At 63.8% G+C, this 25,595-nt stretch carries 25 protein-coding genes and 1 tRNA gene; 14 read left to right on the forward strand and 12 right to left on the reverse strand.

Going from position 1 to position 25,595, the window contains the following annotated elements; genetic code table 11:
• Positions 1–68: 68 nt before the first annotated feature.
• Complete coding sequence (locus VF769_RS04765; protein ID WP_331007226.1) at positions 69–1,088, forward strand: DUF2804 domain-containing protein; 1,020 nt, start codon at positions 69–71, stop codon at positions 1,086–1,088.
• 333 nt (positions 1,089–1,421) lie between these two features.
• Positions 1,422–1,775 carry a hypothetical protein gene (locus VF769_RS04770; protein ID WP_331007227.1) on the forward strand — a complete coding sequence of 118 codons (354 nt, stop codon included), beginning with the start codon at positions 1,422–1,424 and terminating at the stop codon, positions 1,773–1,775.
• On the opposite strand, the gene hutU is transcribed toward VF769_RS04770, so the two are convergent.
• The 4 genes from hutU to hutI are packed head-to-tail and all read right to left on the reverse strand — an operon-like array spanning position 1,765 to position 6,978.
• The gene (gene hutU, locus VF769_RS04775) at positions 1,765–3,432 is read right to left on the reverse strand and encodes a urocanate hydratase (RefSeq protein WP_331007228.1); all 1,668 of its coding nucleotides are present in this window, start codon (positions 3,430–3,432) and stop codon (positions 1,765–1,767) included. The genes VF769_RS04770 and hutU overlap by 11 nt on opposite strands.
• Positions 3,429–4,253: an N-formylglutamate deformylase gene (gene hutG / locus VF769_RS04780; protein WP_331007229.1), complete on the reverse strand. Its 825-nt coding sequence runs from the start codon at positions 4,251–4,253 to the stop codon at positions 3,429–3,431. The genes hutU and hutG overlap by 4 nt, the downstream gene beginning before the upstream one ends.
• Positions 4,250–5,782, reverse strand: a complete 1,533-nt coding sequence (gene hutH / locus VF769_RS04785) for a histidine ammonia-lyase (protein ID WP_331007230.1) — start codon at positions 5,780–5,782, stop codon at positions 4,250–4,252. Before hutH ends, hutG begins: the two co-directional genes overlap by 4 nt.
• Positions 5,779–6,978, reverse strand: a complete 1,200-nt coding sequence (gene hutI / locus VF769_RS04790) for an imidazolonepropionase (protein WP_331007231.1) — start codon at positions 6,976–6,978, stop codon at positions 5,779–5,781. The genes hutH and hutI overlap by 4 nt, the downstream gene beginning before the upstream one ends.
• A 61-nt stretch (positions 6,979–7,039) precedes the next feature.
• Here hutI and VF769_RS04795 point away from each other — a divergent pair, with 61 nt between their 5' ends.
• Entirely contained in the window at positions 7,040–8,404 is a 1,365-nt protein-coding gene (locus tag VF769_RS04795) for a formimidoylglutamate deiminase (RefSeq protein ID WP_331007232.1), read from the forward strand.
• Complete coding sequence (gene hutC, locus VF769_RS04800; protein ID WP_331007233.1) at positions 8,401–9,135, forward strand: histidine utilization repressor; 735 nt, start codon at positions 8,401–8,403, stop codon at positions 9,133–9,135. Before VF769_RS04795 ends, hutC begins: the two co-directional genes overlap by 4 nt.
• Here the strand turns inward: hutC and VF769_RS04805 are convergent, their stop codons facing one another.
• Positions 9,136–10,089, reverse strand: a complete 954-nt coding sequence (locus VF769_RS04805; protein ID WP_331007234.1) for an oxygenase MpaB family protein — start codon at positions 10,087–10,089, stop codon at positions 9,136–9,138.
• A 146-nt stretch (positions 10,090–10,235) separates the two neighbouring features.
• Here VF769_RS04805 and VF769_RS04810 point away from each other — a divergent pair, with 146 nt between their 5' ends.
• The 3 genes from VF769_RS04810 to VF769_RS04820 are packed head-to-tail and all read left to right on the forward strand — an operon-like array spanning position 10,236 to position 12,912.
• The gene (locus VF769_RS04810; RefSeq protein ID WP_331007235.1) at positions 10,236–11,231 is read left to right on the forward strand and encodes a phosphotransferase family protein; all 996 of its coding nucleotides are present in this window, start codon (positions 10,236–10,238) and stop codon (positions 11,229–11,231) included.
• The gene (locus VF769_RS04815) at positions 11,231–11,608 is read left to right on the forward strand and encodes a DUF6285 domain-containing protein (RefSeq protein WP_331007236.1); all 378 of its coding nucleotides are present in this window, start codon (positions 11,231–11,233) and stop codon (positions 11,606–11,608) included. The genes VF769_RS04810 and VF769_RS04815 overlap by 1 nt, the downstream gene beginning before the upstream one ends.
• 11 nt (positions 11,609–11,619) lie before the next feature.
• Positions 11,620–12,912: an acyl-CoA dehydrogenase gene (locus VF769_RS04820; protein ID WP_331007237.1), complete on the forward strand. Its 1,293-nt coding sequence runs from the start codon at positions 11,620–11,622 to the stop codon at positions 12,910–12,912.
• 62 nt (positions 12,913–12,974) lie between these two features.
• Here the strand turns inward: VF769_RS04820 and VF769_RS04825 are convergent.
• Both VF769_RS04825 and VF769_RS04830 read right to left on the reverse strand, forming a co-directional pair.
• Positions 12,975–13,050 (reverse strand) — tRNA-Ile (locus VF769_RS04825).
• 39 nt (positions 13,051–13,089) lie between these two features.
• Complete coding sequence (locus VF769_RS04830; protein WP_331007238.1) at positions 13,090–14,940, reverse strand: toll/interleukin-1 receptor domain-containing protein; 1,851 nt, start codon at positions 14,938–14,940, stop codon at positions 13,090–13,092.
• A 128-nt stretch (positions 14,941–15,068) separates the two neighbouring features.
• Here VF769_RS04830 and VF769_RS04835 point away from each other — a divergent pair, with 128 nt between their 5' ends.
• The 3 genes from VF769_RS04835 to VF769_RS04845 all read left to right on the forward strand — a co-directional run bounded on the left by VF769_RS04835 (position 15,069) and on the right by VF769_RS04845 (position 18,168).
• Positions 15,069–15,383, forward strand: coding sequence for an MliC family protein (locus VF769_RS04835; protein ID WP_331007239.1), 315 nt, complete (start codon positions 15,069–15,071; stop codon positions 15,381–15,383).
• Positions 15,384–15,476: 93 nt separating this feature from the next.
• Complete coding sequence (locus VF769_RS04840; protein WP_331007240.1) at positions 15,477–15,989, forward strand: hypothetical protein; 513 nt, start codon at positions 15,477–15,479, stop codon at positions 15,987–15,989.
• Between the two features lie 175 nt (positions 15,990–16,164).
• Positions 16,165–18,168 (forward strand): S9 family peptidase, encoded by a 2,004-nt coding sequence (locus VF769_RS04845; RefSeq protein ID WP_331007241.1) that lies wholly within the window; start codon positions 16,165–16,167, stop codon positions 18,166–18,168.
• Positions 18,169–18,227: 59 nt separating this feature from the next.
• Here the strand turns inward: VF769_RS04845 and VF769_RS04850 are convergent, their stop codons facing one another.
• Positions 18,228–18,722, reverse strand: coding sequence for a hemerythrin domain-containing protein (locus tag VF769_RS04850; RefSeq protein ID WP_331007242.1), 495 nt, complete (start codon positions 18,720–18,722; stop codon positions 18,228–18,230).
• Positions 18,723–18,862: 140 nt separating this feature from the next.
• Here VF769_RS04850 and ettA point away from each other — a divergent pair, with 140 nt between their 5' ends.
• Both ettA and VF769_RS04860 read left to right on the forward strand, forming a co-directional pair.
• Positions 18,863–20,533 (forward strand): energy-dependent translational throttle protein EttA, encoded by a 1,671-nt coding sequence (gene ettA / locus VF769_RS04855; RefSeq protein ID WP_331007243.1) that lies wholly within the window; start codon positions 18,863–18,865, stop codon positions 20,531–20,533.
• A gap of 4 nt (positions 20,534–20,537) precedes the next feature.
• Positions 20,538–21,047: a hypothetical protein gene (locus VF769_RS04860; protein ID WP_331007244.1), complete on the forward strand. Its 510-nt coding sequence runs from the start codon at positions 20,538–20,540 to the stop codon at positions 21,045–21,047.
• Between the two features lie 79 nt (positions 21,048–21,126).
• Here the strand turns inward: VF769_RS04860 and VF769_RS04865 are convergent, their stop codons facing one another.
• The 3 genes from VF769_RS04865 to VF769_RS04875 all read right to left on the reverse strand — a co-directional run bounded on the left by VF769_RS04865 (position 21,127) and on the right by VF769_RS04875 (position 23,723).
• A complete protein-coding gene (locus VF769_RS04865; protein ID WP_331007245.1) occupies positions 21,127–21,786 on the reverse strand; it encodes a hypothetical protein in 660 nt (219 codons plus the stop codon).
• Positions 21,787–21,811: 25 nt separating this feature from the next.
• Positions 21,812–22,114 (reverse strand): hypothetical protein, encoded by a 303-nt coding sequence (locus VF769_RS04870; protein WP_331007246.1) that lies wholly within the window; start codon positions 22,112–22,114, stop codon positions 21,812–21,814.
• 433 nt (positions 22,115–22,547) lie between these two features.
• Positions 22,548–23,723: a thiolase family protein gene (locus VF769_RS04875; RefSeq protein WP_331007247.1), complete on the reverse strand. Its 1,176-nt coding sequence runs from the start codon at positions 23,721–23,723 to the stop codon at positions 22,548–22,550.
• Positions 23,724–23,914: 191 nt separating this feature from the next.
• On the opposite strand from VF769_RS04875, the gene VF769_RS04880 reads away from it, so the two are divergent.
• Positions 23,915–24,163: a DUF7662 domain-containing protein gene (locus tag VF769_RS04880; protein WP_331007248.1), complete on the forward strand. Its 249-nt coding sequence runs from the start codon at positions 23,915–23,917 to the stop codon at positions 24,161–24,163.
• 58 nt (positions 24,164–24,221) lie between these two features.
• Here VF769_RS04880 and VF769_RS04885 read toward each other — a convergent pair whose 3' ends face one another.
• Positions 24,222–24,788 (reverse strand): outer membrane protein, encoded by a 567-nt coding sequence (locus VF769_RS04885; protein ID WP_331007249.1) that lies wholly within the window; start codon positions 24,786–24,788, stop codon positions 24,222–24,224.
• Positions 24,789–25,012: 224 nt separating this feature from the next.
• Between VF769_RS04885 and VF769_RS04890 the strand changes: the two genes are divergently transcribed.
• A complete protein-coding gene (locus VF769_RS04890; protein ID WP_331007250.1) occupies positions 25,013–25,579 on the forward strand; it encodes a hypothetical protein in 567 nt (188 codons plus the stop codon).
• The last annotated feature ends 16 nt before the right edge of the window (positions 25,580–25,595 follow it).

The following is a 25,595-nucleotide window of genomic DNA, read 5'->3' on the forward strand; positions in this document are numbered from 1 at the left end:
CAGTGCCGTTAAGGCGTAGGTTGACACTGAGTCGCGCCCGCTGAGATTGGCGGCGAACGGGGGGAAACATGCAAAACCGAATGGGCAGGGGCGATCTGCTGGACGCCAAGGGCCGTCTCGTCGAGCGCGGCTGGGCGACTGAAGAAGCACGCCGCTACAAGCGCAGCGCGATCAAGGCCGGGCCGCTCAAGATCAAGGAATGGGATTATTACTGCGTCTTGAACGACGCGTACGGTCTCGCGCTGACGATGGCGGATAATGACTATCTCGGCTTCCTTGCCGCGACCTGGTTCGATTTTCGCGCGGCCTCCGCCACCACGGTGGAAGCCATGGTTCCGTTTCCGATGGGCAAGATGAAGCTGCCGGAGAGCGCGGACACGGGCGATGTCGCGTTTGGGTCAGGCGGCGTGCGCATCGCTTATCGCCATGCGCCTGGCGGCCGCGTGATTTCAGTTGAGGCGCCCGGCTTCGACAAAGGTCGTGGGCTGAAAGGCGAGCTCTTCCTGGCGCAGCCGGCAATGGACCGGATGGTGATCGCGACGCCGTTCCCGAACGCGCCGCGCGCCTTCTACTACAACCAAAAAATCAATTGCCTGCGGGCCAGCGGCGAAGTGACCGTCGGCGGCGAGCGCTTTGCTTTCATGCCCGAGACATCGATGGGCGTGCTCGATTGGGGCCGCGGCGTCTGGACGTATGACAACACGTGGTATTGGGGCTCGGCCTCCGGCGTCGTCGATGGCCGCGCGTTCGGCTTCAACATCGGCTATGGCTTTGGCGACACCTCGGCCGCGAGCGAGAACATGGTGTTCGTCGATGGCCGTGCGCACAAGCTCGATCAAGTCACGTTCCATTTGCCGGAAGGCAAGCTCGACGGCTCGCCTTGGCGCTTCAGCAGCAATGATGGTCGTTTCGAGATGAATTTCGCGCCGATCGTCGATCGCGCCTCGCATGCGAATGTTGGGCCGATCGAATCCGATCAGCATCAGGTGTTCGGCCGCTTCACCGGTGCGGTCGTGCTGGACGACGGCGCCAAGCTTGAGGTGCGCGACCTGATCGGGTTTGCGGAAAAGGTGCATAATCGCTGGTAGCCGCCGTTGCGCGGGGAGCACAGGCGCCAGGCAGCTTGTTCTGGCCCGCTTGCGCGACGCAAAACGCTGTGTCACTAGGCTAAAACGGAAGGGTTGCGCTTTATGGGCCTGAATGGTCTTAAAAAACGTGTGGAGCTTACGGCGATCGACGCCGGCGCCCGCACGCGCGCCCAGAACGTCTCGATTATCGTAAGCATTATTCTTCCGTCCCAAGCGGGGGGAAGGCGCGCGCTTTAAGCCACGCCGATCGGTTCGCAAGACCCGAAACCCCGCTCGAAGGAGCGGGGTTTTTTGTTGTGCGCGCTGGTCGGCTTCAATCCGAGGAGCAGACCCATGTTAGCCAGTGCAGAGACCTATCATCGCCAGCGCGATCCCAGTTTGCGCGCCACGCAAGGCGGCGCGGAAGCGTTCGTGCGCGCCTTGCGGCGCACCAAGCTGCAGGATGTGTGTCAGCGTATCGAAGTGGTCTTGCACGCTTACGATCAATACGGCGCGCTGCTCGAGGCAGAGGACGCGCTCCGCGCGGCGTGGGGCGAAGACATGCCCCGTTGCGAAGTGATCTGGACGCGCGGGCGCGATGCGGCCGGGCAAACGCGGATGTCGTTTTCGGCGTATGATCATTCCGGCGCGGCGCTGTTGCGTACGTCCTGCACGCTGCCGGCCCCGGAGCTCAGCCTCAGCGTTTGAGGCTCGGCAGATCGAGCTTGTGTTTTTGCGCGCTGGCGATGGCGATGTCATAGCCGGCGTCCGCATGGCGCATGACCCCGCTCGCGGGATCGTTCCACAACACGCGGCCAATGCGCTCGGCGGCGGCCTGCGTGCCGTCGCAAACGATCACCATGCCGGCGTGTTGCGAAAAGCCCATGCCAACGCCGCCGCCATGATGCAGCGACACCCAGGTCGCGCCCGACGCGCAATTCAGCAGCGCGTTGAGCAGCGGCCAATCGGAGACGGCGTCCGAACCGTCCTGCATCGCTTCGGTCTCGCGATTGGGCGAGGCGACGGAGCCTGAATCCAAATGATCGCGACCGATCACGATCGGTGCTTTCAATTCGCCCTTGGCCACCATCTCGTTGAACGCGAGCCCCAAGCGATGGCGATCGCCAAGGCCCACCCAGCAAATGCGCGCCGGCAGGCCTTGGAATTTGATGCGCGCCTTGGCCATGTCGAGCCAATTGTGCAGATGTCGGTTGTCCGGCAGCAGACGCTTCACCATTTCGTCGGTGCGATAAATGTCTTCCGGGTCGCCGGAGAGCGCGGCCCAACGGAAGGGGCCAATGCCTTCGCAGAAGAGCGGGCGAATATAGGCTGGCACGAAGCCCGGAATGTCGAACGCGTTGGCGACGCCTTCCTCCTTGGCCATCTGCCGAATGTTGTTGCCGTAATCGACGGTCGGCACGCCGCGCTTTTGGAATTCGAGCATGGCTTGGACATGTTCGGCCATCGACGCGCGCGCGGCGGCTTCGACTCTGCGCGGATCGGATTTACGCGAATCTTCCCATTCCGCGAGCGTCCAGCCTTTCGGCAGATAGCCGTTCACCGGGTCATGCGCGGAGGTTTGATCTGTCAGCAGATCGGGTTTCACGCCGCGGCGCAGCAATTCGGGCAGCACTTCGGCGGCGTTGCCGAGCAGACCGACAGAAATCGGACGCCGTTCCTTGCAACTTTGCTCAATCTTCGCGAGCGCATCGTCGATGTCCTTGGCGACCACGTCGAGATAGCCGGTGCGCACGCGCATATCGATGCGTGAGGGTTGGCATTCGATCGCTAAGCACGATGCGCCAGCGAATACGGACGCGAGCGGTTGCGCGCCGCCCATGCCGCCGAGACCTGCGGTGAGCAGCCAGCGGCCCGAGAGATCGCCGCCATAGTGGCGACGACCCATCTCAGCGAACGTCTCGTACGTGCCCTGCACGATGCCCTGTGCGCCGATATAGATCCACGACCCGGCCGTCATCTGGCCGTACATCATCAGGCCCTTGCGATCGAGTTCGTGGAAATGATCCCAAGTCGCCCAGCGCGGCACGAGATTGGAGTTCGCCAGCAACACACGCGGCGCATCCGCGTGCGTGCGGAAAACGCCGACGGGCTTGCCCGATTGGATCAAGAGCGTTTCGTTGTCTTCCAGGCGCTTCAGCGTAGCGACGATCTGATCGAAGCTCTCCCAATTGCGCGCTGCGCGGCCGATGCCGCCATAGACGACCAAATCCTCCGGGCGCTCGGCGACGTCCGGATCGAGATTGTTCATCAGCATGCGCATCGGCGCTTCGGTGAGCCAGGATTTCGCCGAGAGTTCGGACCCGCGCGGGGCGCGGATCACGCGCGTATTGTCGTGACGGCTCATGGCTTTTCCTCTTGGGCGAAGGCGATGCAGGCTTGCAGTACGTTTGAGAGCGCCGCTTGCATGGGCGCGGCGCGTGCGGCGTCGAATGGTGTAGGCCAATTGGCGGCGGTGAAGGGCGCGCTCGGCTCATCCATGTAGCCGCGGCAGGCGAGCTCCATTTGGATCGCGTGCACGCCGCGTGCGGGCTCGCCGTAATGACGCGTCGTCCAGCCGCCGCGGAAGCGGCCGTTGACGACGCTGGAGAATGGCGTGTTCGCGCACGCGGCGGCGACCGCATCGCTCAAAGCTTGCGCGCATGTCGCGCCGTTATTGGTGCCGATATTGAAATGCGGTAACTCGCCCTCGAACAAGCGCGGCACGCGCGAGCGGATCGAGTGCGCATCGTAAAGCACCACGCTTCCGTGCGTATGGCGCAAGCGTTCGATCTGAACGCGCAGCGAAGCGTGGTACGGATCAAACCAAGTCGCGCGACGATGTGCGATCTCGGCGGCGTCGGGCTCTTGGCCCGGCTGATAAAGCGGTTCGCCGTCAAACGTGTCCGTAGGGCAAAGTGTCGTGGTGGCTTGGCCCGGATAGAGCGAGGCGCCGGAAGGGTCGCGATTGAGGTCAATCACAGTGCGCGAGATTGTGGTGCGAACGATGGTGGCGCCAAGACCGGCGGCGAACGCGTAGAGCTTTTCGATCCACCAATCCGCATCCTTGCGCGCGCGCCACGGATCGATCAGGCGCGGTTCGATCGACGGCGGAATCTCCGTGCCGACATGCGGCATGGCGACGATCAGCGGCGCGTGGCCCTCGTGGACATGCAGCCAATCGCTCATGTGGCGACGCCTGGCAATTCGACGTCGGCGGCCCGGATCACGTCGCCCGCCCGCACGATCGCGGCGCTGGCTTGCATCAGCGGCCTGAAATGCGGATCGTCTGCGAGTGTCGGCGCATCCTGGCGGATGCGCGTGCGGACGCGTTCGAGCGCTGGGCTCGATGTCAGAGGCGCATGGAAGTCGCAGCCTTGCGCCGCGGCGAGCAATTCAATGGCGATGATCTCATCCACGTTCGCGGCCATGCCGAGCAAGCGACGCGCGCCATGCGCGGCCATCGAGACGTGATCCTCCTGGTTGGCCGAAGTCGGGATGGAATCCACGCTCGCGGGATAAGCGCGCTGCTTGTTTTCGGAAACCAGCGCCGCCGCTGTCACTTGCGGGATCATGAAGCCCGAATTCAGTCCCGGGCGCGGCGTCAGAAACGCGGGCAGGCCTGAGAGCGCGGGGTCGACCAGCATGGCGATGCGGCGCTCGGCGATCGAGCCGATTTCGCAGAGCGCAATGGCGATCATGTCGGCGGCGAAAGCGACAGGCTCGGCGTGGAAATTGCCACCTGAGAGCGCCTCGTCGGTATCCGCAAAGATCAGCGGATTGTCAGAGACGCCCCGCGCTTCGATTTCGAGCGTGGTCGCAGCTTGGCGCAGCATGTCGAGCACTGCGCCCATCACTTGCGGCTGGCAACGCAAGCAATAGGGGTCCTGCACGCGCTCGTCGCCGGCCAAGTGCGACGCTCTTATGGCCGAGTCTGACATAAGCGTCCGCAACGCCCCCGCCGTTTCGATCTGCCCACGATGGCCGCGCAGCGTATGAATGCGGGGATCGAACGGCGTGTCGGAGCCTTTGGCCGCTTCCGTCGACAGCGCGCCGGTGACAAGCGCGGATTGGTAGAGGCGTTCGGCCTCGAAGAGGCCGGCGAGGGCGTAGGCCGTGGAGAATTGCGTGCCGTTGAGAAGAGCGAGGCCTTCTTTCGGGGCGAGCTCAAGCGGCTTCAATCCAGCTTCGCCCAGTGCCGTGGCGGCGGGTTTCACACCGCGATCTGTGATGATCTCGCCGACGCCGATCATCGCACAGGCCATGTGCGCGAGCGGCGCGAGATCGCCCGAGGCGCCGACCGAGCCTTGCGCTGGGATCACCGGATAAAGCCGCTTCGCGAGCATCGCTTCCATGAGCGCGATGGTTTGCGGCCGTACGCCAGATGCGCCTTGACCCAAACTGTTGAGTTTGAGCGCCAACATCAGCCGCACGATTTGCGCCGGCATGGGTTCACCGACGCCGGCAGCGTGCGACAGCACGATGTTGCGCTGAAGCTGCGCGAGGTCCGCATCGGCGACGCGGACGCCAGCGAGTTTGCCGAAGCCGGTATTGATGCCGTAGATCGGCTCGCCGCGCGCGAGGATGCGATCGATGGCGGCGGCGCTTGCTTCAATCGCAGGCGTGGTGGAATCGTCCAAGCGTGCGCTGGCGCCGCTATAGATTGCGCGCCAATCGGCCAGCGTAGCCTTCGTCGGATGCAAGATGATCTCGTTCATTCGCCGCCCCAAACGCGCGCGTGCAATGGGTTGAAGCCCATCCGGTAAACCAGTTCCGCCGGCCGTTCGATGTTCCAGATCGCAAGATCGCAGCGTTTGCCGGTTTCGAGTGCGCCGACGTCACCGCCGCGGCCGAGCGCTTGGGCGGCGTGACGCGTGACGCCGAGCAGGCATTCCTCCGGTGTCAGCCGAAACAGCGTCGCGCCCATGTTCATCGCCAGCAGCAGCGATGTCAGCGGCGAGGTGCCGGGATTGTAATCCGTCGCCAGCGCCATCGGCACGCCGGCTTCGCGCAGTTGCGCGATCGGCGGAAGATGCGTGTCGCGCAGAAAATAGAACGCACCGGGCAACATCACGGCCGCCATGCCGGCGCGCTTCATCGCGGCGACGCCGGCTTCGTCGAGATATTCGAGGTGGTCGGCGGAGAGCGCGCCATAGCGGGCCGCAAGCGCCGCGCCGTTTTGGTTGGAAAGCTGTTCGGCGTGCAGCTTCACTGGCAAGCCGCAGCCGCGTGCGGCGCGGAACACGCGCTCGGTCTGTTCGCGCGTAAAAGCAATGTTCTCGCAGAACGCATCGACGGCGTCCGCGACGCCGACTGCAGCCGGGATAATGTTGGCGCAAATCTCATCGATATAGCCATCGGCGTCGTCGGCGAATTCCGGCGGCAGGGCGTGGGCGGCCAGCAAGGTCGGTGAGACACTGATCGGGCGTTCTTCGCTTAGGCGGCGCGCGGCCTTCAATTGCTTCAGCTCGTGTTCGCGCGAGAGGCCGTAGCCGGATTTGATCTCGATCGTGGTCACGCCCTCGGCGATCAGCGCATCGAGCCGAGGCAGCGACGCCGCGATCAATTCATGTTCGCTCGCCGCGCGGGTCGCGTTCACTGTCGAAATGATACCGCCGCCGGCGCGGGCGATTTCCTCGTAGGTGGCGCCATTCAAGCGCAACTCGAACTCGTGCGCGCGATTGCCGGCATGAACGAGGTGCGTGTGGCAATCGATCAGGCCAGGCGTGATCCAGCGGCCGTCGCAGCGGATCGTTTCGCTGGCGTTGAGTGTAGGCGCTTCGCTGGCCGGGCCGGCGAAAACAATCCGATCGCCCTGCGCCGCAACCACGCCGTCTTCGATCACGCCAAGGCCGGGCAGGTCTTCGCGCATCGTCGCCAGGCGGGCGTCGCGCCAAACTCGATCGCACTGCATGCGGCCTTTTCCTTCGCCTGGAATATGTCTATACATAAAGACGAAGCGGCGAGGTTGTCCAGTGAGCAATGACGGCACGAGCCTTTGGTTCGCGGAAGCCTTGTTGGAGACGGGCTGGGCGCCGGGCGTGCGGCTCCAGTTGCGCGATGGCGCCATCGTCGGCATCGAAGCAGATGTAGCGCGCGCTTCGGGCGAAGAGGGCGGCGCGGTGGCGCTGCCGGGGCTCGTCAATGTGCATAGCCACGCCTTCCAGCGCGCGATGGCTGGGCTCACGGAACGACGCGGGCCAAGCGCCGACGATTTTTGGTCTTGGCGCGAATTGATGTACCGCTTCCTCGATCGCGGCGGCGCCGAGGAGATCGAGGCCATCACCGCGTTGGCGTTCATGGAAATGCTCGAAGGTGGTTTCACCCGCGTCGCCGAATTCCACTATTTGCACAATGACGAACGCGGCGACGCTTATGCAGACCCGGCCGAGATTTCCGCGCATATCGTCAACGCAGCGCGCGACACCGGTATCGCGCTGACGATGCTGCCGGTGTTTTACGCGCACGCGAATTTCGCTGGAAAGCCGTTCGTGAGCGGGCAGCGTCGCTTTATCTCTGATGTCGGAAGCTTCGCCAGGATGGTCGAAGCCTGCGGGCGGATGGTGCGCGATTTGCCGGACGCGAATGTCGGCGTGGCGCCGCATTCGTTGCGCGCGGTGACGCCCGAAGAGCTGCGCGATCTGGTCGCCATCGCCGGCGACCGGCCGATCCACATCCACGTCGCTGAGCAAACGCGCGAGGTCGATGATTGCGTGGCCTGGTCCGGCAAGCGGCCCGTGCAGTGGTTGATGGAGAACGCGCCGGTCGATCAACGCTGGTGCCTGATCCATGCAACGCATGTCACGCCAGAGGAAACGCGCGCCATGGCGCAAAGCGGCGCCGTCGTTGGCCTATGCCCGATCACCGAGGCCAATCTCGGCGACGGTGTGTTTCCCGCCGTCGAATATTTCGAAGCAGGCGGCGCGTTCGGGATCGGCACTGATTCCAATGTGCTGATCGATGCCGGTGAAGAATTGCGGACGATGGAATACGCGCAGCGGCTCACGCGCCGGAAGCGCTCCGTATTGGCGCAAGCCGAAGGCAGCACCGGCGGCGAGCTCTTCCGCCGGGCGCTCGCGGGTGGCCAACGCGCCACGCAAAGCCAGGGTGGTCTAAAGATTGGCGCGCCGGCGGATATCGTCAGCCTGGACGGCGCCTCATCCTTGCTCGCGCACCGCAGCGGCGACGCGCATTTGGATTCGTGGGTGTTCGCCGGCGGCAAGCGCTTGGTGAAAGACGTCTGGCGCCGTGGCCGCAAGATCGTGCAGGACGGCCGCCACCTCGCGCGGGACGCTATTCAGCAACGCTACACGCAAGCCCTAGGGCGCATCCTCGCGTGAGCAAGCGCCCCGATACCAATACGCTGCACGCGCGCATTCGTTCGAACATCGAGCGGAAAATCCTCTCCGGCGCTTGGAAGCCGGGCGATCGGATTCCGTTCGAACATGAGCTGATGGAGAAATACCAATGCTCGCGCATGACCGTGAACAAGGCGATCGCGGAATTGGTGAGTGCGGGACTTGTCGTGCGCCGCCGCCGCGCCGGGTCGTTCGTGGCGCAGCCGCCGGTGCATTTGTCGATTTTGGATATTCCGGACATCCAGGCTGAAATCCGTCAGCGTGGGCAGGATTATTCGTACAAGTTGATCTCGCGCGCGGTGCGCAAGCCGGCGCGTGGCAATGCCGACGAGCAGGCTTTGGCGGATGGCGGTGCATTGCTCGCGGTCGAGTGCCTGCACAGCGCCAACAAGCGGCCGTTTGCGCTGGAGCGGCGGCTGATCGCGTTGAAGGCCGTGCCGAGCGCCGCCGAAGCGGATTTCGCCCATATCGCCCCGGGCGCGTGGTTGCTCGATCACGTGCCCTGGACGCAAGCCGAACATCGTGTCTCGGCGGTGAATGCGGACGCAAAGGTGTCCGGTGCGCTCGCGATCGATCCGCATGCCGCGTGCCTCCGCCTAGAGCGGCGCACCTGGCGCAATGGCGTGGCGATCACGCATGTGGTGCAGACGTTCGCTGGTGAATCCTATCACTTGGCGGGTTCGTTCACGCCGACGCGCGCCAAGCGGCGCTGATCATTCCGCGGCGACGGCTGCCGCAGGCGCAGGCGGCGACCAATCGGCAAGCAAGCGCGCTTGCGCGGCGCGACTGCGATAGAGAAAGTTCGCCGGCAGGCCGAGGCGAAGGCAAGCCTGCGCGGGCGGGGCTTTGGCGATGGGCACGCGCTCAGCAAGTGCGCCGAGCCCGCGGATCATCAGATTATCAAGGGGGCTCAGGTCATACGCGGCGCCGAGTTGCAGCTTCTCGCGCACCAGCGGCGGCAGAATGGCGACAGACGCACGCGCCATGGCGCAGCGTACTGATGTCGGCAAGCCAATTGCGCCCGGCCCGGATTCCACGATCGACAAAAACTCACCCACAATCGGATGCGGCTCAAAGCGCGGCGCGAGCTTTTCCATCATGGCCAGAAAATCCGCGTCGGATTTTGGCGTGTTCTGCACGCCATAGAGCCGTGCGACCGGCGCCGCCTCTTCGTAGAAGCGCAGCTTGTCCGCCGCCGAGACCGGGCTCACGAAGCGATCATACGCGGTAAGAAATCCATAGCCCGCCGTAGCGCTCACCCAATCGAGTAATTCGACGTCGAGCGCCTTATAGCTTTCGCCGCTTGGCGTCTTGCCTTCGACGCGCGCATGCATGTTGGTGACGCCCTGGATCACCCGGCGCGCGGCGGCGGCGGGGCCATAGACGCCGACCATGGCCGCCATGCCGGTGCGTTGCGAGCGGCCAATCGGGTCGACTTTGTAGATCGAGTGATCCCAAACGCCGGAGCGGATGCGCGCGTCGGCGAACTCGAGCAATACAGCGGCCACACCGCCAATGCCGAGCGCGATGGGGTTTTTGTAAATGCGCCAATGGACCGAATCCGGGCCGAGCAAAGCCGGCGCGCCCGACGGGTTGGCGAAATCGATCTTCCAACCGAGATACGAATCCATATCGAGCGGTGAGCGCTTTTTCGGGTCGTTGACCATATAAGCAGCATACCACGTGTTCGCGCCTGACCCAGCGCGTTGTGTCCTGTGAGATGTGATAGGCTTTCGCAAGTGCGCGCGGTTCCGCCACGGCATGGCGCGGCGTGCAGTTGCAGGGCGAAAACAAACGTCGGAATGTGGCGGCGATGAGCACGCCTTCTCTCGATCTCGACGCATTGGCGAAGCTTGCGCCGCAGCTGGCGCCCGGCGCGACCGGCGTTGCCGAGACCCGGCAATTGTCCGGCGGCGCCAGCCAGGAATTGTGGCTGGTTGTGCTGGAGACGCCCGAAGGCAAGCTGCGCACCGTGCTGCGCCGCAAACCGCCGATGCGCGCTGCGAGTGAGCTGGCGATCCCCATCGAAACCGAGGCGCAATTGATTGGCTTGGCGCACGACGCCGGCGTGCCGTCGCCGCGCGTGCTGCACACGCTCTCGGCCACGGACGGACTTGGCGCCGGATTCTTCATGAGCTTCGTCGAAGGCGAAGCGCTCGGCGGGCGCATCGTGCGCGACGACGCCTTCGCCGCCGTGCGTCCGCATTTGGCGCGTCAGTGCGGAGAGATATTGGCGCGCATCCACAAGCTGCCGCTTGCGTCCGTGTCCGAGTTTCCAATGAAGGACACCGCACGCGTCATCGATGAATTGGAACAGGCGTACCGCGCCGAGGATTGGCCGCGGCCTGTATTCTCGCTTGCGTTCCGCTGGCTGCGCCAAAACATGCTAGCGCCGGCCGCGCCGGCCATCGTCCATGGCGATTTCCGCAATGGCAATTTGCTGATGGGGTCGGAGGGCGTCCGCGCCGTGCTCGATTGGGAATTGGCCCATGCCGGCGATCCGATGGAAGACCTCGGCTGGATTTGTGTGAATTCGTGGCGTTTTGGCGTGATGGACAAACCCGTGGGCGGCTTCGGCGCACGCGAGGATTTGTTCGTGGGCTACGAGGCGGTGAGCGGCGCCAAGGTCGATCCAGAGCGCGTTCGGTTTTGGGAGATTGTCGGCACGCTACGCTGGGGCGTGATCTGCACGATGTCTGGTGTGCTTCTGCGCGGCGAGGGGCCGTTCACAATCGAGCGGCCGATGATCGCGCGGCGCGCCTCGGAAACTGAACTCGATCTGCTCAATTTGTTGGAAGGCGCCGCCTGATGCAGGATCACCCCTCCGCCATCGCCGTGCTCGACATCGCCATCGCCCATCTGCGCGACATCACTCTGCCCGATTTGAAGGGCCGCGCCGCGTTCGACATGCGCGTGACCCTCAATGCGCTGCAGCTGGTGCGGCGCACGCTCGCGCTGACGCCGGAGAGTGACGCGGCCGAACGCGCGCGCCTGGAGGCGCTGCTTGGCGAAGCGGGCGATCTCTACGGGCTCAACCGCGCACTCTGCGCCCGCATTGAATCAGGCGAGATGGATTTGGCGACGCCTGGGCTGGCTGCACACCTTCGCGCCACCGCGCTTGAAAAACTCGCGGTCGATCAGCCTACCTATTCGGCCTATCGCCGCGCCACGCAAAATAAGGACTAGGGAGTATCGCGATGGATTTTGATCTGCCGCCGGAGCTGATCGCCTATTTGGGCGAACTCGACCGTTTCATCGACGCGGAGATCAAGCCGCTCGAAAACGAGAACGACAACATCAAATATTTCGACCATCGCCGCGAGTACGAGCGCACCGATTGGGAGAAGGGCGGGCTGCCGAAGCACGAATGGGAAGCGCTGCTGGCCGAAGCGCGCCGCCGCGCCGACAAGGCTGGGCATCTGCGCTTTGCCTGGCCGAAAGAATTGGGCGGCAAGGACGGCTCGCAGCTTTGGCTGGCCGTGATCCGCGAACACCTGGCCGCCAAGGGCTTGGGCCTGCATAACGATCTGCAGAACGAGCACTCGATCGTCAGCAACAATCCGTTCGTGGTGATGTTCAAGGAATTCGCGACGCCGGAGCAATACGCGCGCGATTCAGAGAAGCTGCTCAATCACAAAATGATCACGGCGTTCGGCCTCACCGAACCCAATCACGGTTCTGACGCGACGCACATGGAGACCCGCGCCGTGCCGCACGAGAAGGACGGCAAGAAGGGCTGGCTGATCAACGGTGAGAAAATGTGGACGACGGGGATGCATGTCGCCACCCACATCCTCACCTTCGCCCGCACCAGCGGCAAGGACGGCGATTCCAAGGGCATCACTACGTTCATCGTGCCGGCCGATACGCCCGGTGTGAAGGTCGAGGAATATCTTTGGACCTTCAACATGCCGACCGATCACCCGCGTGTATCGCTTACCAATGTGTGGGTGCCGGAAGACGCCTATTGGGGCCAGATCGGCGGCGGTCTGCGCCTGGGCCAAAGTTTCGTCCACCAGAACCGCATTCGCCAAGCGGCGTCATCCCTGGGGGCGGCGGTCTATTGTATCGAAGAGAGCGTGAAATATGCGCGCCATCGCAAGCCGTTTGGCCAGCCGCTCTCCGAGAACCAGGCGATCCAATGGCCGCTCATCGAACTCGCGACACAAGCCGAGATGCTGCGTCTGCTGATCCGCAAGACCGCGTGGGAAATGGATCGCATGCCGCACAAGCAGATCGAGCACGAACTCTCGGACAAAGTTTCGATGTGCAATTATTGGGCGAACCGGCTCTGCTGCGAGGCCGCCGACCGCGCCATGCAAGTACACGGCGGCATCGGCTATTCGCGCCACAAGCCGTTCGAGCACATCTATCGCCACCATCGCCGCTATCGCATCACCGAAGGCTCCGAAGAGATTCAGATGCGCAAAGTCGGCGCCTTCCTGTTCGGCTATATGGGCCCGCGTCGCGCCGTGTTCGCTGAGGGCTAGGCGCGTTCGCGCCGCAAACTGAGGGGGCTCAGTGGGGCTACACGTCAGCGATCATGAGGCAATGGTGGGCCCGGCAGGACTCGAACCTGCAACCAGACCGTTATGAGCGGCCGGCTCTAACCATTGAGCTACAGGCCCCAATGCGTGACGCGCATGTGCGTGCGGTTGGCGCCGCCGTCAAGCCTCGCCGTCGCCACGCGCATAGCCGACGATCGCCGCGCGGACAAAATCGTCGAAATTGATGCTGTCGAGACTGTCTGGGTGCTTGGCCCAGGGCGGGCCGTCGAGCATCTGCACCGTGATCTCGGGCTTTTTGGCCCGGCGGCGGCGCGTTAGCGCGTAGGTCGCCTCTTTTTCCACCCATTCCGATGTCGCCGCCGATTTCGACCAGCAGAGATGGAAGAGATCGGCGCGTTCGATCTCCTTGCGCAGGCGCGGGCTCCATTCCTCGCCCGACTTCAGCGACGTGCGGTCCCAGAAGTGCTCGACGCCGGCGGACGCGTAGGCGGTGGCGATTGCGGCGACCGTTTCGCGGTCCGTACTGGAATAGGAGAGGAAGACACGCTTGTGGCGTTTCAGGCGCACCTTGTCGCCGTCGCCTTGCGCTTTCTTGTCGGCCCCGATCACCGGGCGCGTGAACGCCAGCACGCCGATCTGCGCATCGTCCACGAACACGCGCGCTAGAACGACGATTTGCTTCACATCGGCGTCGGCTTCGACCGAGAAATTGAAATCGATCGGATCGCCGCGCCAGGTGCGCCGCTGCACCGCGCCGTCGCACGCCGCGCCGCGCACCTCAAGCGACACGCCGACGCTTGCGCCCAACGCGACATCGCCGATGCTCATGCCTTGCGGCGCAGGCTCGGTGCGCGGATCGATTTGCCGTGCGGCTTTGATCACTGCTTTCAAATCTTTTGGCTGGTGGATGGCGACGCGCACCAATTCCGGCGTGCCGCGACGCACTTTCTTCGGCGCGAATGCGGTGGCGTCGGCGGGTGCGGAGGCGGCCGCTGCGCGGCTGCGCGCAGCAGGCGCGCTTTTTTTCTGCGGCGGCGCGGCGGCGTCGTTTTCTTCCGGTGCGCGCGATTGCAGCGGGGGCGGTGCGTCCGCCGCCGACGGTGCGGAATGCTGCGGCGGCGCGGGGATCGGCGCGGCCGGCGCGGGCGCGGGCCGCTCTGGCGGCGCGTCCTCCAGCGCTGGCGGCGGCGCGGCCGCCACTGGTTCTTCAACCAAAACCGGCGGCGCGCCAGCAGCGACCGGCGCCTCAGGCTCCAGCTCTGCCGGCGCCTCAGCCTCGAAGCCGCCGCGCGTCACCTCAGGCTCGCCCTGAGGTTCTGGCGCGCCGACGAGCCCCGCATCATCGCCGCCCGATGGTTCAAGCTGATCAAGCGCCTCTGCGTCCGACGCGGGTTCGTCAGCCGGCGCCGGCGCTTCACTCTTTGCTTCAATCTCATCCGCTAGTGGAGGCGCAGAGTCTTGCGCTGCTTCCTCAACTGGCGCGACTTGTTCTTGCTGCTGTTGTTGTTGCTCAAAGTGCTCAGGCTCCGGCGCAGGTTCGTGCGCCGCCGCTTCCGGCTCGATAATCGGCTCCGGCTCGACAGCCGGCGGCGGCGCTTCCGGCGGCGGCGTGGGCGGCAGTGGCGCGGCATGCGGCGGTTCGGTCGCGCCGTCGCTGGCTTGACGGCGGCGCATGAGCTCGCTGGCGCGCTCATGCGCAAGCGCGAAACTCATCTCCGGCCACCCGCTGGGCAGGAACGCAAACGCGGCGCGCGCGTCCGGCTCAACGACAATCAATTGCGCGCCGCCTAAGCGTTGCGCCAGCGCTTGAAGCAACGCCACAAAGTTGGCCTCCTGCGCCGCGGCGTGGGAGAGCACGATACCCACATTGGGGGCGTGCGCGAGCGCGGCGAGTGTGGCGTCGAGATCGCCCAGTGTGGCGGCGCCGATCACATCGAGGCCAAATCCGTCGCTGAGGTCGTAGGCGGCCGCCCGGTCGGCTTCCGCCACGATCAAAAAGCCATTCGACATGCGCGCTCCCCCGGGAAACTGGCGGAACTTAGGGTGTACGCGCCGCGCGGAGCAAGCCAAAGCGCTCGCGCGGCTTTCGCTCGTGCGCGGAACTGGCGTAAGAAGCGACGATGTCTGGGAGTTCTCGCATGCGCGTCGCCGTACTTCTTGCCGTTTTCGCCTTAGCGGCGTGTCAGACCCCGTGCCCCGCGCCGGACACCGGCCCGGTGACGCGCCAATTCCATTGCGAGGACGGATCGGATCTGAGCGTCACCTTCCTTCGCGCCCCCGATGTCGCACGCGTGTCACAAGAGGGCTACACAACCGTCGAATTGCCCGCGCGCATTATTGGCGCGGGCTTCCGTTATTCGGCGAACGGCATGGAGCTGCGTGGCCGTTCGAATGAGGTATATTGGAACAGGCCAGGCGCCGCCGAGGCGGTTTGCACGGTCGTTGCGCCATAGCTGCGCGCGGCCGCGCAATCTGCTAAGTGAATGTCTGAGCCATATGTTGCGCGCGGCCTGGAGGGGCGGCTGCGACATGAACGGAGATTTATAATGCGTACAAAGATGATGGCCGCTGTGTTCGCTGGCGCGATGCTGTTGGCGTCGTGTGAAACCACGGGCGGCTACGGCGGTGGTTACGGCAGCAGCGGTCGCACGCAATTGTCGCAATGCATGCGCAATGCCCTGATTGGCGCCGGCATCGGCGCGGTTGTGGGCGCCACCCAAGGTCCGCGCGAAAATCGCGCCGAAAACGCCGCCTTGGGCGCGGCCGTGGTCGGCGCAGGCACCTATGGCGTGTGCCGCTATCTCACCGCGCGCGAACAGCAGCGCGTGGAGAACGCCTATTATCAGTCGCTCAATAGCGGGCAGGGTGTGAACGATTCCTGGCAATCGGATCAAGGCCAAGCGCGCTCGCTGCAAGTCAGCGCGCCGCAAGCGGCGCCGGGCTATGGCGCGGAATGCCGGCGTGTCAGCGCCACCGTCAGCGATCCGCAATACGGCAATCAACAATTGCCGCCGGAAACCTTCTGCCGCACGCCCAACGGTGCGTGGGTTCCGGCGTAAGACGAACGGGTCAAGCCATTGCGGAAGGGCCGGCCTCGCGCCGGCCCTTCTCGTTTAGGCCGCAATCCCAGCGCCCGCGCGTCTGCATCGTGGGCGCTCCGCCTGCGACCCTGCAGCCAGGGATTGATTTTGCGGCTCCGCCCCGTAGGGTCCGGGCATAAATGTGGGGGTTCACATGCGTGGAATTTGGTACACGGCGCTCGTGTGGGCGGTCGCGGCGTTTTTGCCGGTGAGTGCGACCGCGCAAAACGCGCCGATCACGGTGACGGCGCCGGCGCCTGTCGAGGCGTACGGCCGGTTGCCGGCCGTCAGCGACGTCGCGATTTCGCCGAACGGTCAGCGCATCGCGCTATCAGGCTTCTCGGAAGGGCGCAGCTTCTTCCGCATCGTCAATCTGGAAACCGGCGCGGTCGAGCACACGCTCGCGGCGCCCGAAGGCAACAAGCTGCGCGGCGTGGGCTGGGGCAGCGACGAGCACGCCTTCTTCTTTACCAGCGAAACCCGCAATCCCAACACCATGGCCGGCGCCCACACCGCAGGCGCGCTACGCACCGCGCTAATCGAATATTGGCGTGTGGGCGTGCTCGCGCTGCGCAACGGCAATGTGCAATACTTGAACGTTGGCGACGACCGTTACGCGGCGTTTCGCGTCGGTCTGACCAACATCACCGCGCCAATTGAGGGCGATCCAAACTCCGCGCGCATCATCAGCTGGAGCCAGCCGGATTCGCCGCGCCAAGCCATCTATCGCGTGCATTTGGACACAGGGCGCGACACGTTGGTCGCTTCTGGTTCGCCGGAAACGAGGGACATCGTGCTCAACGATTCGGGCTCGTTCGGCGCACGCATGGACGCCGACGAGCGCACTAATGTTTGGCGCCTGTTCGTGTATGAGGGGGGCGCGCCGCGGCAGGTCATGCAGGGCAGCACGGACATTGGCGAACCGCCAAATATGTCTGGCTTCCTGCAAGACGGTCGCCTCGTTATTGCCGACCGCTTGAACGACGATCCGCGGTCGCGCGTCTATGCGGTCAATCGCGACGGCTCGACCGAAGTGCTTGTTCAGCATGATCGATACGATGTCGGCCGCTCCATTCGCGATCCGTGGTCCCATCGTGTGATCGGCGCGGCTTGGACGGAGGACTTCCCGCAGCAGCGTTTCTTTGAGCCGGAGATGCAAGCTGTCCATGATCGCATGGCGGCGCAATTCTCGGACGGTTATGCGGTCATCACCAGCTGGTCGCGCGATCGCAGCCGGTTCGTCGTGTTTGGTGAAACCAGCACGGACGCGGGCGCCTATTATATCTACGAGCCCCAGGCCAATCGCTTGCGCGCCGTGGCGCAAACCTACCCGGAGCTGCGTGGCGCGGCGGCGCTTGGCGTGCGTCAAGCGATCAATTACCGCGCGCGCGATGGTCAGTCGATCCCGGCCTATTTGACGCTGCCGGAAGGCACGCAGCGCAATCTCCCGCTCGTGCTTCTCGTCCATGGCGGGCCGCACGCACGGGACAATTTCGCGTTCGATTGGTGGGCGAGCTTCCTCGCCTCACGCGGCTACGCCGTGCTGCAACCGAACTTCCGCGGCTCGACCGGATACGGTCACGCGTGGTTCGATTCTGGTCGCGGCGGCTGGGGCGACGGCGTCATGCAAACCGACGTCGAAGACGGCGTCGATGCGCTGGTCCGCGCCGGCATCGCGGACCGCGAGCGTGTCTGCATTGTCGGCGCCTCGTATGGCGGCTACGCGGCGCTCGCCGGCGCGACGATCACGCCGGACCGCTATCGCTGCGCGGCGTCGATCGCCGGCGTGTCCGATGTCGTCCGCATGCTGGACGACACCACCGCCAGAACAGGCAGCACGCGCAGTTCGACGTCGGATTGGTGGCGCCTGTCGATCGGCGACCGCCGCAACGATCTTGAGCGTCTGCGCTCGATCTCGCCCGCGAACCGCGCGGCCGATGTGCGTGTGCCGATCCTTCTGCTGCATGGCGTCGACGACACCGTCGTGCCGGTTGAGCAATCGCGGCTGATGGTCGAGCGTCTGCGCGCGGCCGGTAAGCCGCATCGCTTTGTCGAAATGCAGGGCGACGACCACTGGCTCTCGAACGCGGAAACGCGCACGCAGATGCTGCGTGAGCTGAACACGTTCCTCGATGAGAATATTGGCACGCCGCGTTAAGCGGCCAAAAAACAAACCTGAAAGGCCGGCGCGCAATCGCCGGCCTTTTTTGTTTGCGTCTACATGCGCGCCATCAGCTCTTCCTTGCGCGCCTGCAATTGCGCGCCGAGTTCCTCCAAATCCAGATCGGCCTTCTTCGCCTTGGCGAACATGCCGTCGCGCTGTTCTTCTTCTTTGACGTGGTGCTTGATCATCTCCGACAGCACCTTCACGCGCGCGTCCCAATGGTCGTCGCCCGGCTTGCCGGCTTCGATCTCATCGATCAGCTTCTTGGCCCCGTCGTGTTCGACGTCCGCTTCGTCCATCATGTCGTCTTCGACGCCGGCGGCGCGGCAGGCGGGATAGAAGATCTCTTCTTCGATCTGCGTGTGCACCTTCAGGGCGATGCAGATCTGGCGCGCGAGCTTACCTTTTTTGGCGCCGCTATTGGTTTCCTCGAATTCGTCGAACCAGCCCTCGACCTCGCGGTGGTCGTTCTTGAGCAAGGTGATCGCGTCCGGCGCGGCTTCGGTCTTGCGGGCGGATTTACGGGATTGGGTCTGCGGTGTGGCCATCTTTTCCTCCGTGGGCGTAAGGGCCTAACCGCGACTGCGCCGTTCCAGTTCCTGTTAAGAATCGCCCGCAATTACGCCTCGACGCCCGCCAAGCGCGTCGCTATATCCCGCGCTCTCATTTCCCACAGGACCGCGAACCCATGGCGCAACAGCCGGCGCAATACATTTTCTCGATGCAGGGCCTCACCAAGGCCTATCCGGGCGGCAAGAAGGTGTTCGAGAACATCTGGCTGTCGTTCTTCCCGGACGCGAAGATCGGCGTCGTCGGCGTCAACGGCTCGGGTAAGTCGACGCTGCTCAAGATCATGGCGGGCCTCGACAAGGACTTCACCGGCGAAGCCAAGCCGCTCGCCGGCACCAAGATGGGCTATCTGGAGCAGGAGCCGCAGCTCGATCCGAAGCTCAATGTGCGCGAAAATGTCGAAAGCTGGTGCGCGGAAAAGAAGCTCGTCACCCGCTTCAACGAAGTGAGCATGGAAGTCGGCGAAAATTACACCGACGAGCTCATGGAGGAGATGACCAAGCTCCAAGAGCAGATCGACGCCGCCGACGCCTGGGACATCGATTCCAAAATCGACATGGCGATGGATGCGCTGCGCTGCCCGCCGGACGATAGCGGCGTGGAAAAGCTCTCAGGCGGTGAACGCCGCCGCGTCGCGCTCTGCCGTCTGCTGCTGTCGAAGCCGGACATGTTGCTGCTGGACGAACCGACCAACCACCTCGACGCCGAAAGCGTCGCCTGGCTGCAGCATCACCTCGAAGCGTTTCCAGGCTGCGTGATCCTCGTCACCCACGACCGCTACTTCCTCGATCAAGTCACGAAATGGACGCTCGAACTCGATCGCGGCAAGGGCAATCCGTACGAGGGCAATTATTCGGCTTGGCTCGAAGCCAAGGCCAAGCGCGCCGAGCAGGAGCAAAGCGAAAGCGCCGAACGCAAGAAGGCGCTGGCGCGCGAACTCGAATGGGTGCGCCAATCGCCGAAGGCCCGCCAAGCCAAGTCGAAAGCGCGCTTGGCGCGCTACGAGGAAATGGCCGCCGAGGCCGAGCGCGAAAAGCAAACCTTCGCCACCATCCAAATCCCGCCGGGCCCGCGCTTGGGTCAAAATGTCATTCAATTTGACGGGCTGAAGAAGGGCTTTGGCGACAAGCTGCTGATCGACGGGCTTACCTTCAAGCTGCCGCCGGGCGGCATCGTCGGCATTATCGGCCCGAACGGCGCTGGCAAGTCGACGCTCTTCCGCATGATCACCGGCCAGGAAAAGCCGGACGAAGGTTCGATCACGATTGGCGAGAGCGTGAAGCTCGGCTTCGTCGATCAATCGCGCGATGCGCTCGATGACAAGAAGACGATCTGGGAGGAAATCTCAGGCGGCCTCGACATTCTCACCATCAATGGCCGCGATGTGCCGTCGCGCGCTTACGTATCGAGCTTCAATTTCAAAGGCTCGGATCAGCAGAAGAAAGTCGGCCTGCTCTCGGGCGGTGAACGCAATCGCGTCCACCTCGCCAAGACGCTGCTCACCGGCGCCAACGTGCTGCTGCTCGACGAACCGACCAACGATCTCGACGTCGAAACGCTGCAATCGCTCGAAGCCGCGCTCGAGGATTTCGCCGGCTGCGCCGTCGTCATCAGCCACGATCGCTGGTTCCTGAACCGCCTGGCGACGCACATCCTCGCCTTTGAAGGCGATAGCCATGTCGAATGGTTCGAAGGCGATTTCGACAGCTACGAAGCGGACAAGATGCGGAGACTTGGCGTGACGGAGATTATTCCGAGCCGGGTGAAGTTTCAGAAGTTTGGGCGTTAGTCTGATGTGGCGTGCGGCCGTTGCAATCGTCGGGCTCGCTGCGTGCTCGCCCGACGTGCCATCGGCTCCTTCGCCTTCGACTCCTGAAGTCGAGCAGCCCCAGGCCGAACAATGGCCGGCGAATTTCGAATGGCTCACCGGAGCAGGGGGCGACGGCAGAGCTTGGCTGTATTTCGGGCCGGATGAATCCGACAATATCTACGTGCATTTTGAATGTCGGCCCAACGACGGCGAACTCAATGCCGAGGCGTTCGATTTTCAAGGAGAAGGTACAAGGCTCGTCCTCTCATCCGAACGAGTGCGCAACGAGTTCGAGGCGACGCCTCATCGCAATGAAGACATTTATTCCGGCGTGAAAGCGGAGGCTCGTGTGCCGCTGTCTGCGCCGGTGTTGCAGGAATTCAGGCGCACCGGCATTCTGGCCGCTGGCGACCCAGCAACCATCTTCCGACCCGCTACGTCCGAAGAATTAGGGCGTATCGAGAGCTTCTTTGTTCGGTGTGCAGGTGACTAAATTGATCCGCTACGGCACGAACAAAATGATGACGGAGATCATCCAAGCCGGGTGAAGTTTCAGAAGTTTGGGCGTTAGACTACGGCGCCTCCAGAAGCATTTTGCTATCGTCCGTGACGTGCACGCCTTCGCTCGGCGCGCTATCGCTCCAATCGCGCTCCCAAGGGGGACAATTCGCTGATCCATTGGTGCAGGTCGGGGCCAGCACAGAGGCGCTCGTTTCCGAGAGCATCCAGTCTTCGGTTCGGCGGAGTTCAATCGAATAAAGTTGTGCGCTGGCCGTAACAACAATGCCGGGTGCGATGGCGTCGCCCAGCCTATAGCACATGGCTAATGCGTGTTGTGGTGGAACGATGTGGTCCCATCTAAGAGTGCGATTGCTGTAAGGAAGAATATTGGTGGAGGTGCTTCTGGTTCGAGCACTGATGTCGATATCCATTCCCATCAAAGTCTGATTTGAATTGTTCACGACAGCGATCGAGACCGGGTACTCTTCATTGCACTGATAATATGGATTGGTCGCGTCCGTATTCGCTGTGACGCTAATCCGTTCGCGCTGATCCGTTATTTCTTCCTGTGCCTCTTGATTGAGGCGCATGGATGCCGCGATCGCTAGTCCCCCAAGAACAACTAGGGTGAGTAAAGATCGAAAGAGATTACCGCCTACGCGGACAAGAGTTTGAGCCCAGTTTTCGTTTTCTCGAACGGGGGTCCAAAACCAATGCAGTAGCGCTTTCATAGATGCACCGTTTTCGGGACGCGACTTAGCGCAGCGGCGTGTCCGTATCCTTGCCGATCTCGCGGCAATCGACGCCGTCGGCCCATTCCAGATAGCTTTCTTGGCCGCCGCCACCGCCGTGGATCGCGGCCACACCCGTCTCCGCAATCTCGCGCATCAATTCCAGCGACAGCGCCCGGTTGAGACCCGAAGAATCCTCAACGACACTCACCGAGGTCTTGCTTCGTCTCTGCTGCATTTCAGCCAGATGCTTGAAGAGCCCGTTCGCGTTCGGCTTTTTCAGCCGCAGCCGATAAATCGCTTCGCGTTGCGCGTCCGTAAGCGCCATGACTTCCTCCCGATACCCGCGCCCAGCTAACAACCTGCGCGCGCAAGTAGCAAGAGCGCCGTTTCCTCTCTCCCCACCGGCCGCTTCGCGACCGGCGAATCCAAGGATGCCGGGATCGCTTCGCGATCCCGAGGCGGAGAGGGGGTAGGGTGAGGGGCGTTCCGCTAGCGCGTCGTTACCCTTGATCGCGCGAACTTTCACGCCGCGCATTTGTGTCGTCGCCCCTCATCCCCCGGCCCCTTCTCCGCGAGGGAGAAGGGGAGATCGGCGGCGATTTCGTGGATAGATCGCGCGCTATTCCACTAGCGAGCAGGCGGGCCAGTCAACACAGCGAAAGGAGCGCGCCGCTCGCGACGCATGCCTCTCTCGCCCGGCGCATCGCGCGGAGGAGGGAGCGAGGGTGGGGCAAATGCGACAGAGCGAGAAGAGCGTCTCAGCGCTCCAGCAGCGCCGCCGTCGCCATGCCGCCTGCGGTGCACACGCCGATTATCGCGCGCTTCGCATCGCGCCGGCCCAATTCCATCAAGGTCGAGCCCAGATAGCGAATGCCGCTCATGCCATAAGGATGGCCCAGCGCGATCGCGCCGCCATTCACATTGGTGCGCTCCCACGGCGTGTTGAGCTGGCGCTGATTGTAGAGCGTCGTCACCGCATAGGCTTCGTGCAGCTCCCACAGATCCACATCGCCCGCGTTCACCGCATTCTGCTTCATCAGCTTCTGGATCGCCGGCGTAATCGCGATGCTCATTTCTTCCGGGTGCACCGAGCCCAGCGCAAACCCGCGCCAAAGCCCGAGGATCGGCAAGCCGCGTTGCGCGGCCAAATCCGCATCCATCATCACCACAGCCGCCGCGCCATCGGAGAGTTGCGACGCATTGCCCGCCGTCGTCGTCCCGCCCTCATAGACCGGCTTCAGCGACGCAAGCCTTTCCAGACTCGTATCCGGGCGCGGGCCTTCGTCGTGATCAAGTGTGACGTCAACGATCTTGCTCTCGCCGCTCGCCTTATCCGTCACTTTCATCTTCGTGGTGATGGGAACGATCTCCTCGGCATAAACGCCACGCGCTTGCGCGGCGGCGACGCGGCCCTGGCTCATCACCACGTATTCATCGAGGTCGGTGCGGCTGATCTTGTATTTCTCGGCGACGAAATCCGCCGTCTGGTTCATCGTCCACCACACGGCCGGCATCATCTGCTGCAGCGGCTCGTAGAAGAAGCCGTTGAAGTTCAGATTGAACTGCACCAGCGAGATGCTCTCCACGCCGCCGGCAAGCCCGCACGCAATCTCGCCCCGCGCGATCGCGTTCGCCACGAAAGACGCCGCACTCAGCCCCGAGCCGCAATAGCGGTTCACGGTGATGCCGGGTACGCCCACGCCAAAGCCCGCATGGAGTGCTGCATTGCGCGCGATGTTGTGGCCGGTCGCGCCCTCGGGCAGGCCGCAGCCCAACACCACGTCCTCGATCTCGCCCGCCTCGATCTTCGCGCGCGCGACCGCTTCCTTCATCACGTGCGCGGCGAGGGGAATGCCGTGGGTCTGGTTCAGCGCGCCACGTTGCGCCTTCGCGATCCCGGTGCGGCAATAACTGACGATGGCGACATTTCTCATGGGGCGAGCTCCTCTGGGCTCCTATCTGGGCTGGTCTTTGCGCATGCGCAATCATCCCGAAGGATGAGCTGGCGCGACTGCAAGACTCGTTGCGCGCCCCCTGTGCATAAGTCGCAAATCAGTCCATCGTTTGCTTCCGTTAGCATCGTTGCGTTGCCGATACGCGCGATGCGCTGCGGGAGAGGAAGGACATGCGCAAGTACGCGGCGCTGCAATCTCATCTCAGCCGGCGCAATGGGCGCCCCGAGATGCTCACCTTCGAAGACATTGAGCAAATCATTGGCGCACCGCTGCCGCAGAGCGCGGTCAAGCACCGCTCGTTCTGGGCCAATGACAATCAGGATCACCACAGCCACGCCCGTTCTTGGATGCGCGCCGGTTATCGCGTCGCCTACGTCGACCGCGACCAAAAGGTCATCCGCTTCGAACGCACCCGCTAGCAGCAAAAAGCCCCGCGACTTTCATCGCGGGGCTCGATGCGCGATCTGGCCGCTGCAATCAGTTCAGATTCAGACGTGCGCCCAGCGCCCAATTGTGGCCGCTGTGCTCCCATTCGTCGCCATCGCCCGAGGCGTCCTCGAACAGATCTTGGTAGCGATATTCGCCAAAAATCGAGAAGCGGTCGCCCAGCGGCACGCGCACGCCGCCGATCAGCTGGTAAGCGGCTTGCGCGTCGCCTTCGCTTTCGCCGCCGCTATTCTCGTACGTGACCCAAGCCAGACCAAGCCCGCCGCCCACATAAGGCGTAAAGCCGCCCAGCGCGAAATTGCGCGTGGCGTTCGCCATCAGCCGGTACTCATGCGTGTTGTTGGGGGCGCAGCAGGAATATTCCATTTCGTCATAGGAAAATTCCGCCTCGACGTCCCAATTGGTCCACATCGACGTGCCAACCGAAACGGCGGCGTTCCAGCCGTCGTCCATGTCGTATGCGCCGCCGTTCCAGTCGAGCGAGTCTTGCGTGGTGATGCCGGCGCTGCCTTCGACATACATTTGCGCGTTCGCAGGTGCGAACGCCGCCCCCGCCATCATTGCCGCCAAGCTCGCGATCCCAAGCAATTTTTTCATGGCCAATCCCCTGTGTGCGCCTGACGCGCGGGTCTCTCGCGGCGGCGAGTGTACGCCGCTGTCGCCGGACCGCGACCTCGTTTGGGGGATAGGCCAATGTTCTTGTGGATACGGTGCGCGGCTGCAACACTGCGACTGGGCGCATCCATTTGGGGGTGGGGGCGCATCTCTTTCAGGAATGGGCGCGCGAGCGCTGGCCGTGCAGGCCGGACGGGAGGTCAAGGATGCGTTGGTTGCTTGGGGTTTTGGCTTTGGGCCTGGCGGGTTGCAGTGTCGCGGTGAATTCGGGCGGCGACCAATCCGGCGCAGCTGGCGGCTACACCATGGAAATCCGCGCCAGCGAGAACCAACAGACCTATCTGATCACGACCCCCGACGGTCGCACCGTAGGCGCCCGCGCCGCCGATGGCGCCTCCGCGCTGATGGACAGCAACCGCGCCCAGGCCCTGGCCGCCGTACCCCCGCCCCAAAGCGAGGAAATGCCCGAGCAAATGTCGATCCGCCTCCCAGGCTTTGAGATGCGCGTCGCCGGCGACAACAACGATGCTGACGGCGAAAATGGCCAAGTGCGCATCTCCGTCGGCGGGGAAACCGGTCAGCGGGTGCTCGTTGACGCCGACGAAGGCGGCCCCGGCGAAGCCGACGACCGCGCTTATGTCCGCATTACCGGCGCCGACGCCGACGCCGTGCGCGACTTCATTGCGGAGCAGGACGAACTCTCCAGCGAGGTGCGTGCGCAGCTGCTGGCGGAGCTGAATTTGCCGCCGGCGGACGCCGCCGCCGCACAATAGGTTCCAAGCGGCGCCG

Origin of the sequence: Vitreimonas sp., from assembly GCF_036392335.1 — a bacterium.
In the GTDB taxonomy this organism is placed as follows: Bacteria; Pseudomonadota; Alphaproteobacteria; order Caulobacterales; family Aquidulcibacteraceae; genus Vitreimonas.

What these genes read in the sequence shown, in the direction of transcription:
- VF769_RS04765 (WP_331007226.1), top strand. Translation starts at nt 69, where the DNA reads ATGCAAAACCGAATGGGCAGGGGCGATCTGCTGGACGCCAAGGGCCGT.
- VF769_RS04770 (WP_331007227.1), top strand. Translation starts at nt 1,422, where the DNA reads ATGTTAGCCAGTGCAGAGACCTATCATCGCCAGCGCGATCCCAGTTTG.
- hutU (WP_331007228.1), bottom strand. Translation starts at nt 3,432, where the DNA reads ATGAGCCGTCACGACAATACGCGCGTGATCCGCGCCCCGCGCGGGTCC.
- hutG (WP_331007229.1), bottom strand. Translation starts at nt 4,253, where the DNA reads ATGAGCGATTGGCTGCATGTCCACGAGGGCCACGCGCCGCTGATCGTC.
- hutH (WP_331007230.1), bottom strand. Translation starts at nt 5,782, where the DNA reads ATGAACGAGATCATCTTGCATCCGACGAAGGCTACGCTGGCCGATTGG.
- hutI (WP_331007231.1), bottom strand. Translation starts at nt 6,978, where the DNA reads ATGCAGTGCGATCGAGTTTGGCGCGACGCCCGCCTGGCGACGATGCGC.
- VF769_RS04805 (WP_331007234.1), bottom strand. Translation starts at nt 10,089, where the DNA reads ATGGTCAACGACCCGAAAAAGCGCTCACCGCTCGATATGGATTCGTAT.
- VF769_RS04810 (WP_331007235.1), top strand. Translation starts at nt 10,236, where the DNA reads ATGAGCACGCCTTCTCTCGATCTCGACGCATTGGCGAAGCTTGCGCCG.
- VF769_RS04815 (WP_331007236.1), top strand. Translation starts at nt 11,231, where the DNA reads ATGCAGGATCACCCCTCCGCCATCGCCGTGCTCGACATCGCCATCGCC.
- VF769_RS04820 (WP_331007237.1), top strand. Translation starts at nt 11,620, where the DNA reads ATGGATTTTGATCTGCCGCCGGAGCTGATCGCCTATTTGGGCGAACTC.
- VF769_RS04830 (WP_331007238.1), bottom strand. Translation starts at nt 14,940, where the DNA reads ATGTCGAATGGCTTTTTGATCGTGGCGGAAGCCGACCGGGCGGCCGCC.
- VF769_RS04835 (WP_331007239.1), top strand. Translation starts at nt 15,069, where the DNA reads ATGCGCGTCGCCGTACTTCTTGCCGTTTTCGCCTTAGCGGCGTGTCAG.
- VF769_RS04840 (WP_331007240.1), top strand. Translation starts at nt 15,477, where the DNA reads ATGCGTACAAAGATGATGGCCGCTGTGTTCGCTGGCGCGATGCTGTTG.
- VF769_RS04845 (WP_331007241.1), top strand. Translation starts at nt 16,165, where the DNA reads ATGCGTGGAATTTGGTACACGGCGCTCGTGTGGGCGGTCGCGGCGTTT.
- VF769_RS04850 (WP_331007242.1), bottom strand. Translation starts at nt 18,722, where the DNA reads ATGGCCACACCGCAGACCCAATCCCGTAAATCCGCCCGCAAGACCGAA.
- ettA (WP_331007243.1), top strand. Translation starts at nt 18,863, where the DNA reads ATGGCGCAACAGCCGGCGCAATACATTTTCTCGATGCAGGGCCTCACC.
- VF769_RS04860 (WP_331007244.1), top strand. Translation starts at nt 20,538, where the DNA reads ATGTGGCGTGCGGCCGTTGCAATCGTCGGGCTCGCTGCGTGCTCGCCC.
- VF769_RS04865 (WP_331007245.1), bottom strand. Translation starts at nt 21,786, where the DNA reads ATGAAAGCGCTACTGCATTGGTTTTGGACCCCCGTTCGAGAAAACGAA.
- VF769_RS04870 (WP_331007246.1), bottom strand. Translation starts at nt 22,114, where the DNA reads ATGGCGCTTACGGACGCGCAACGCGAAGCGATTTATCGGCTGCGGCTG.
- VF769_RS04875 (WP_331007247.1), bottom strand. Translation starts at nt 23,723, where the DNA reads ATGAGAAATGTCGCCATCGTCAGTTATTGCCGCACCGGGATCGCGAAG.
- VF769_RS04880 (WP_331007248.1), top strand. Translation starts at nt 23,915, where the DNA reads ATGCGCAAGTACGCGGCGCTGCAATCTCATCTCAGCCGGCGCAATGGG.
- VF769_RS04885 (WP_331007249.1), bottom strand. Translation starts at nt 24,788, where the DNA reads ATGAAAAAATTGCTTGGGATCGCGAGCTTGGCGGCAATGATGGCGGGG.
- VF769_RS04890 (WP_331007250.1), top strand. Translation starts at nt 25,013, where the DNA reads ATGCGTTGGTTGCTTGGGGTTTTGGCTTTGGGCCTGGCGGGTTGCAGT.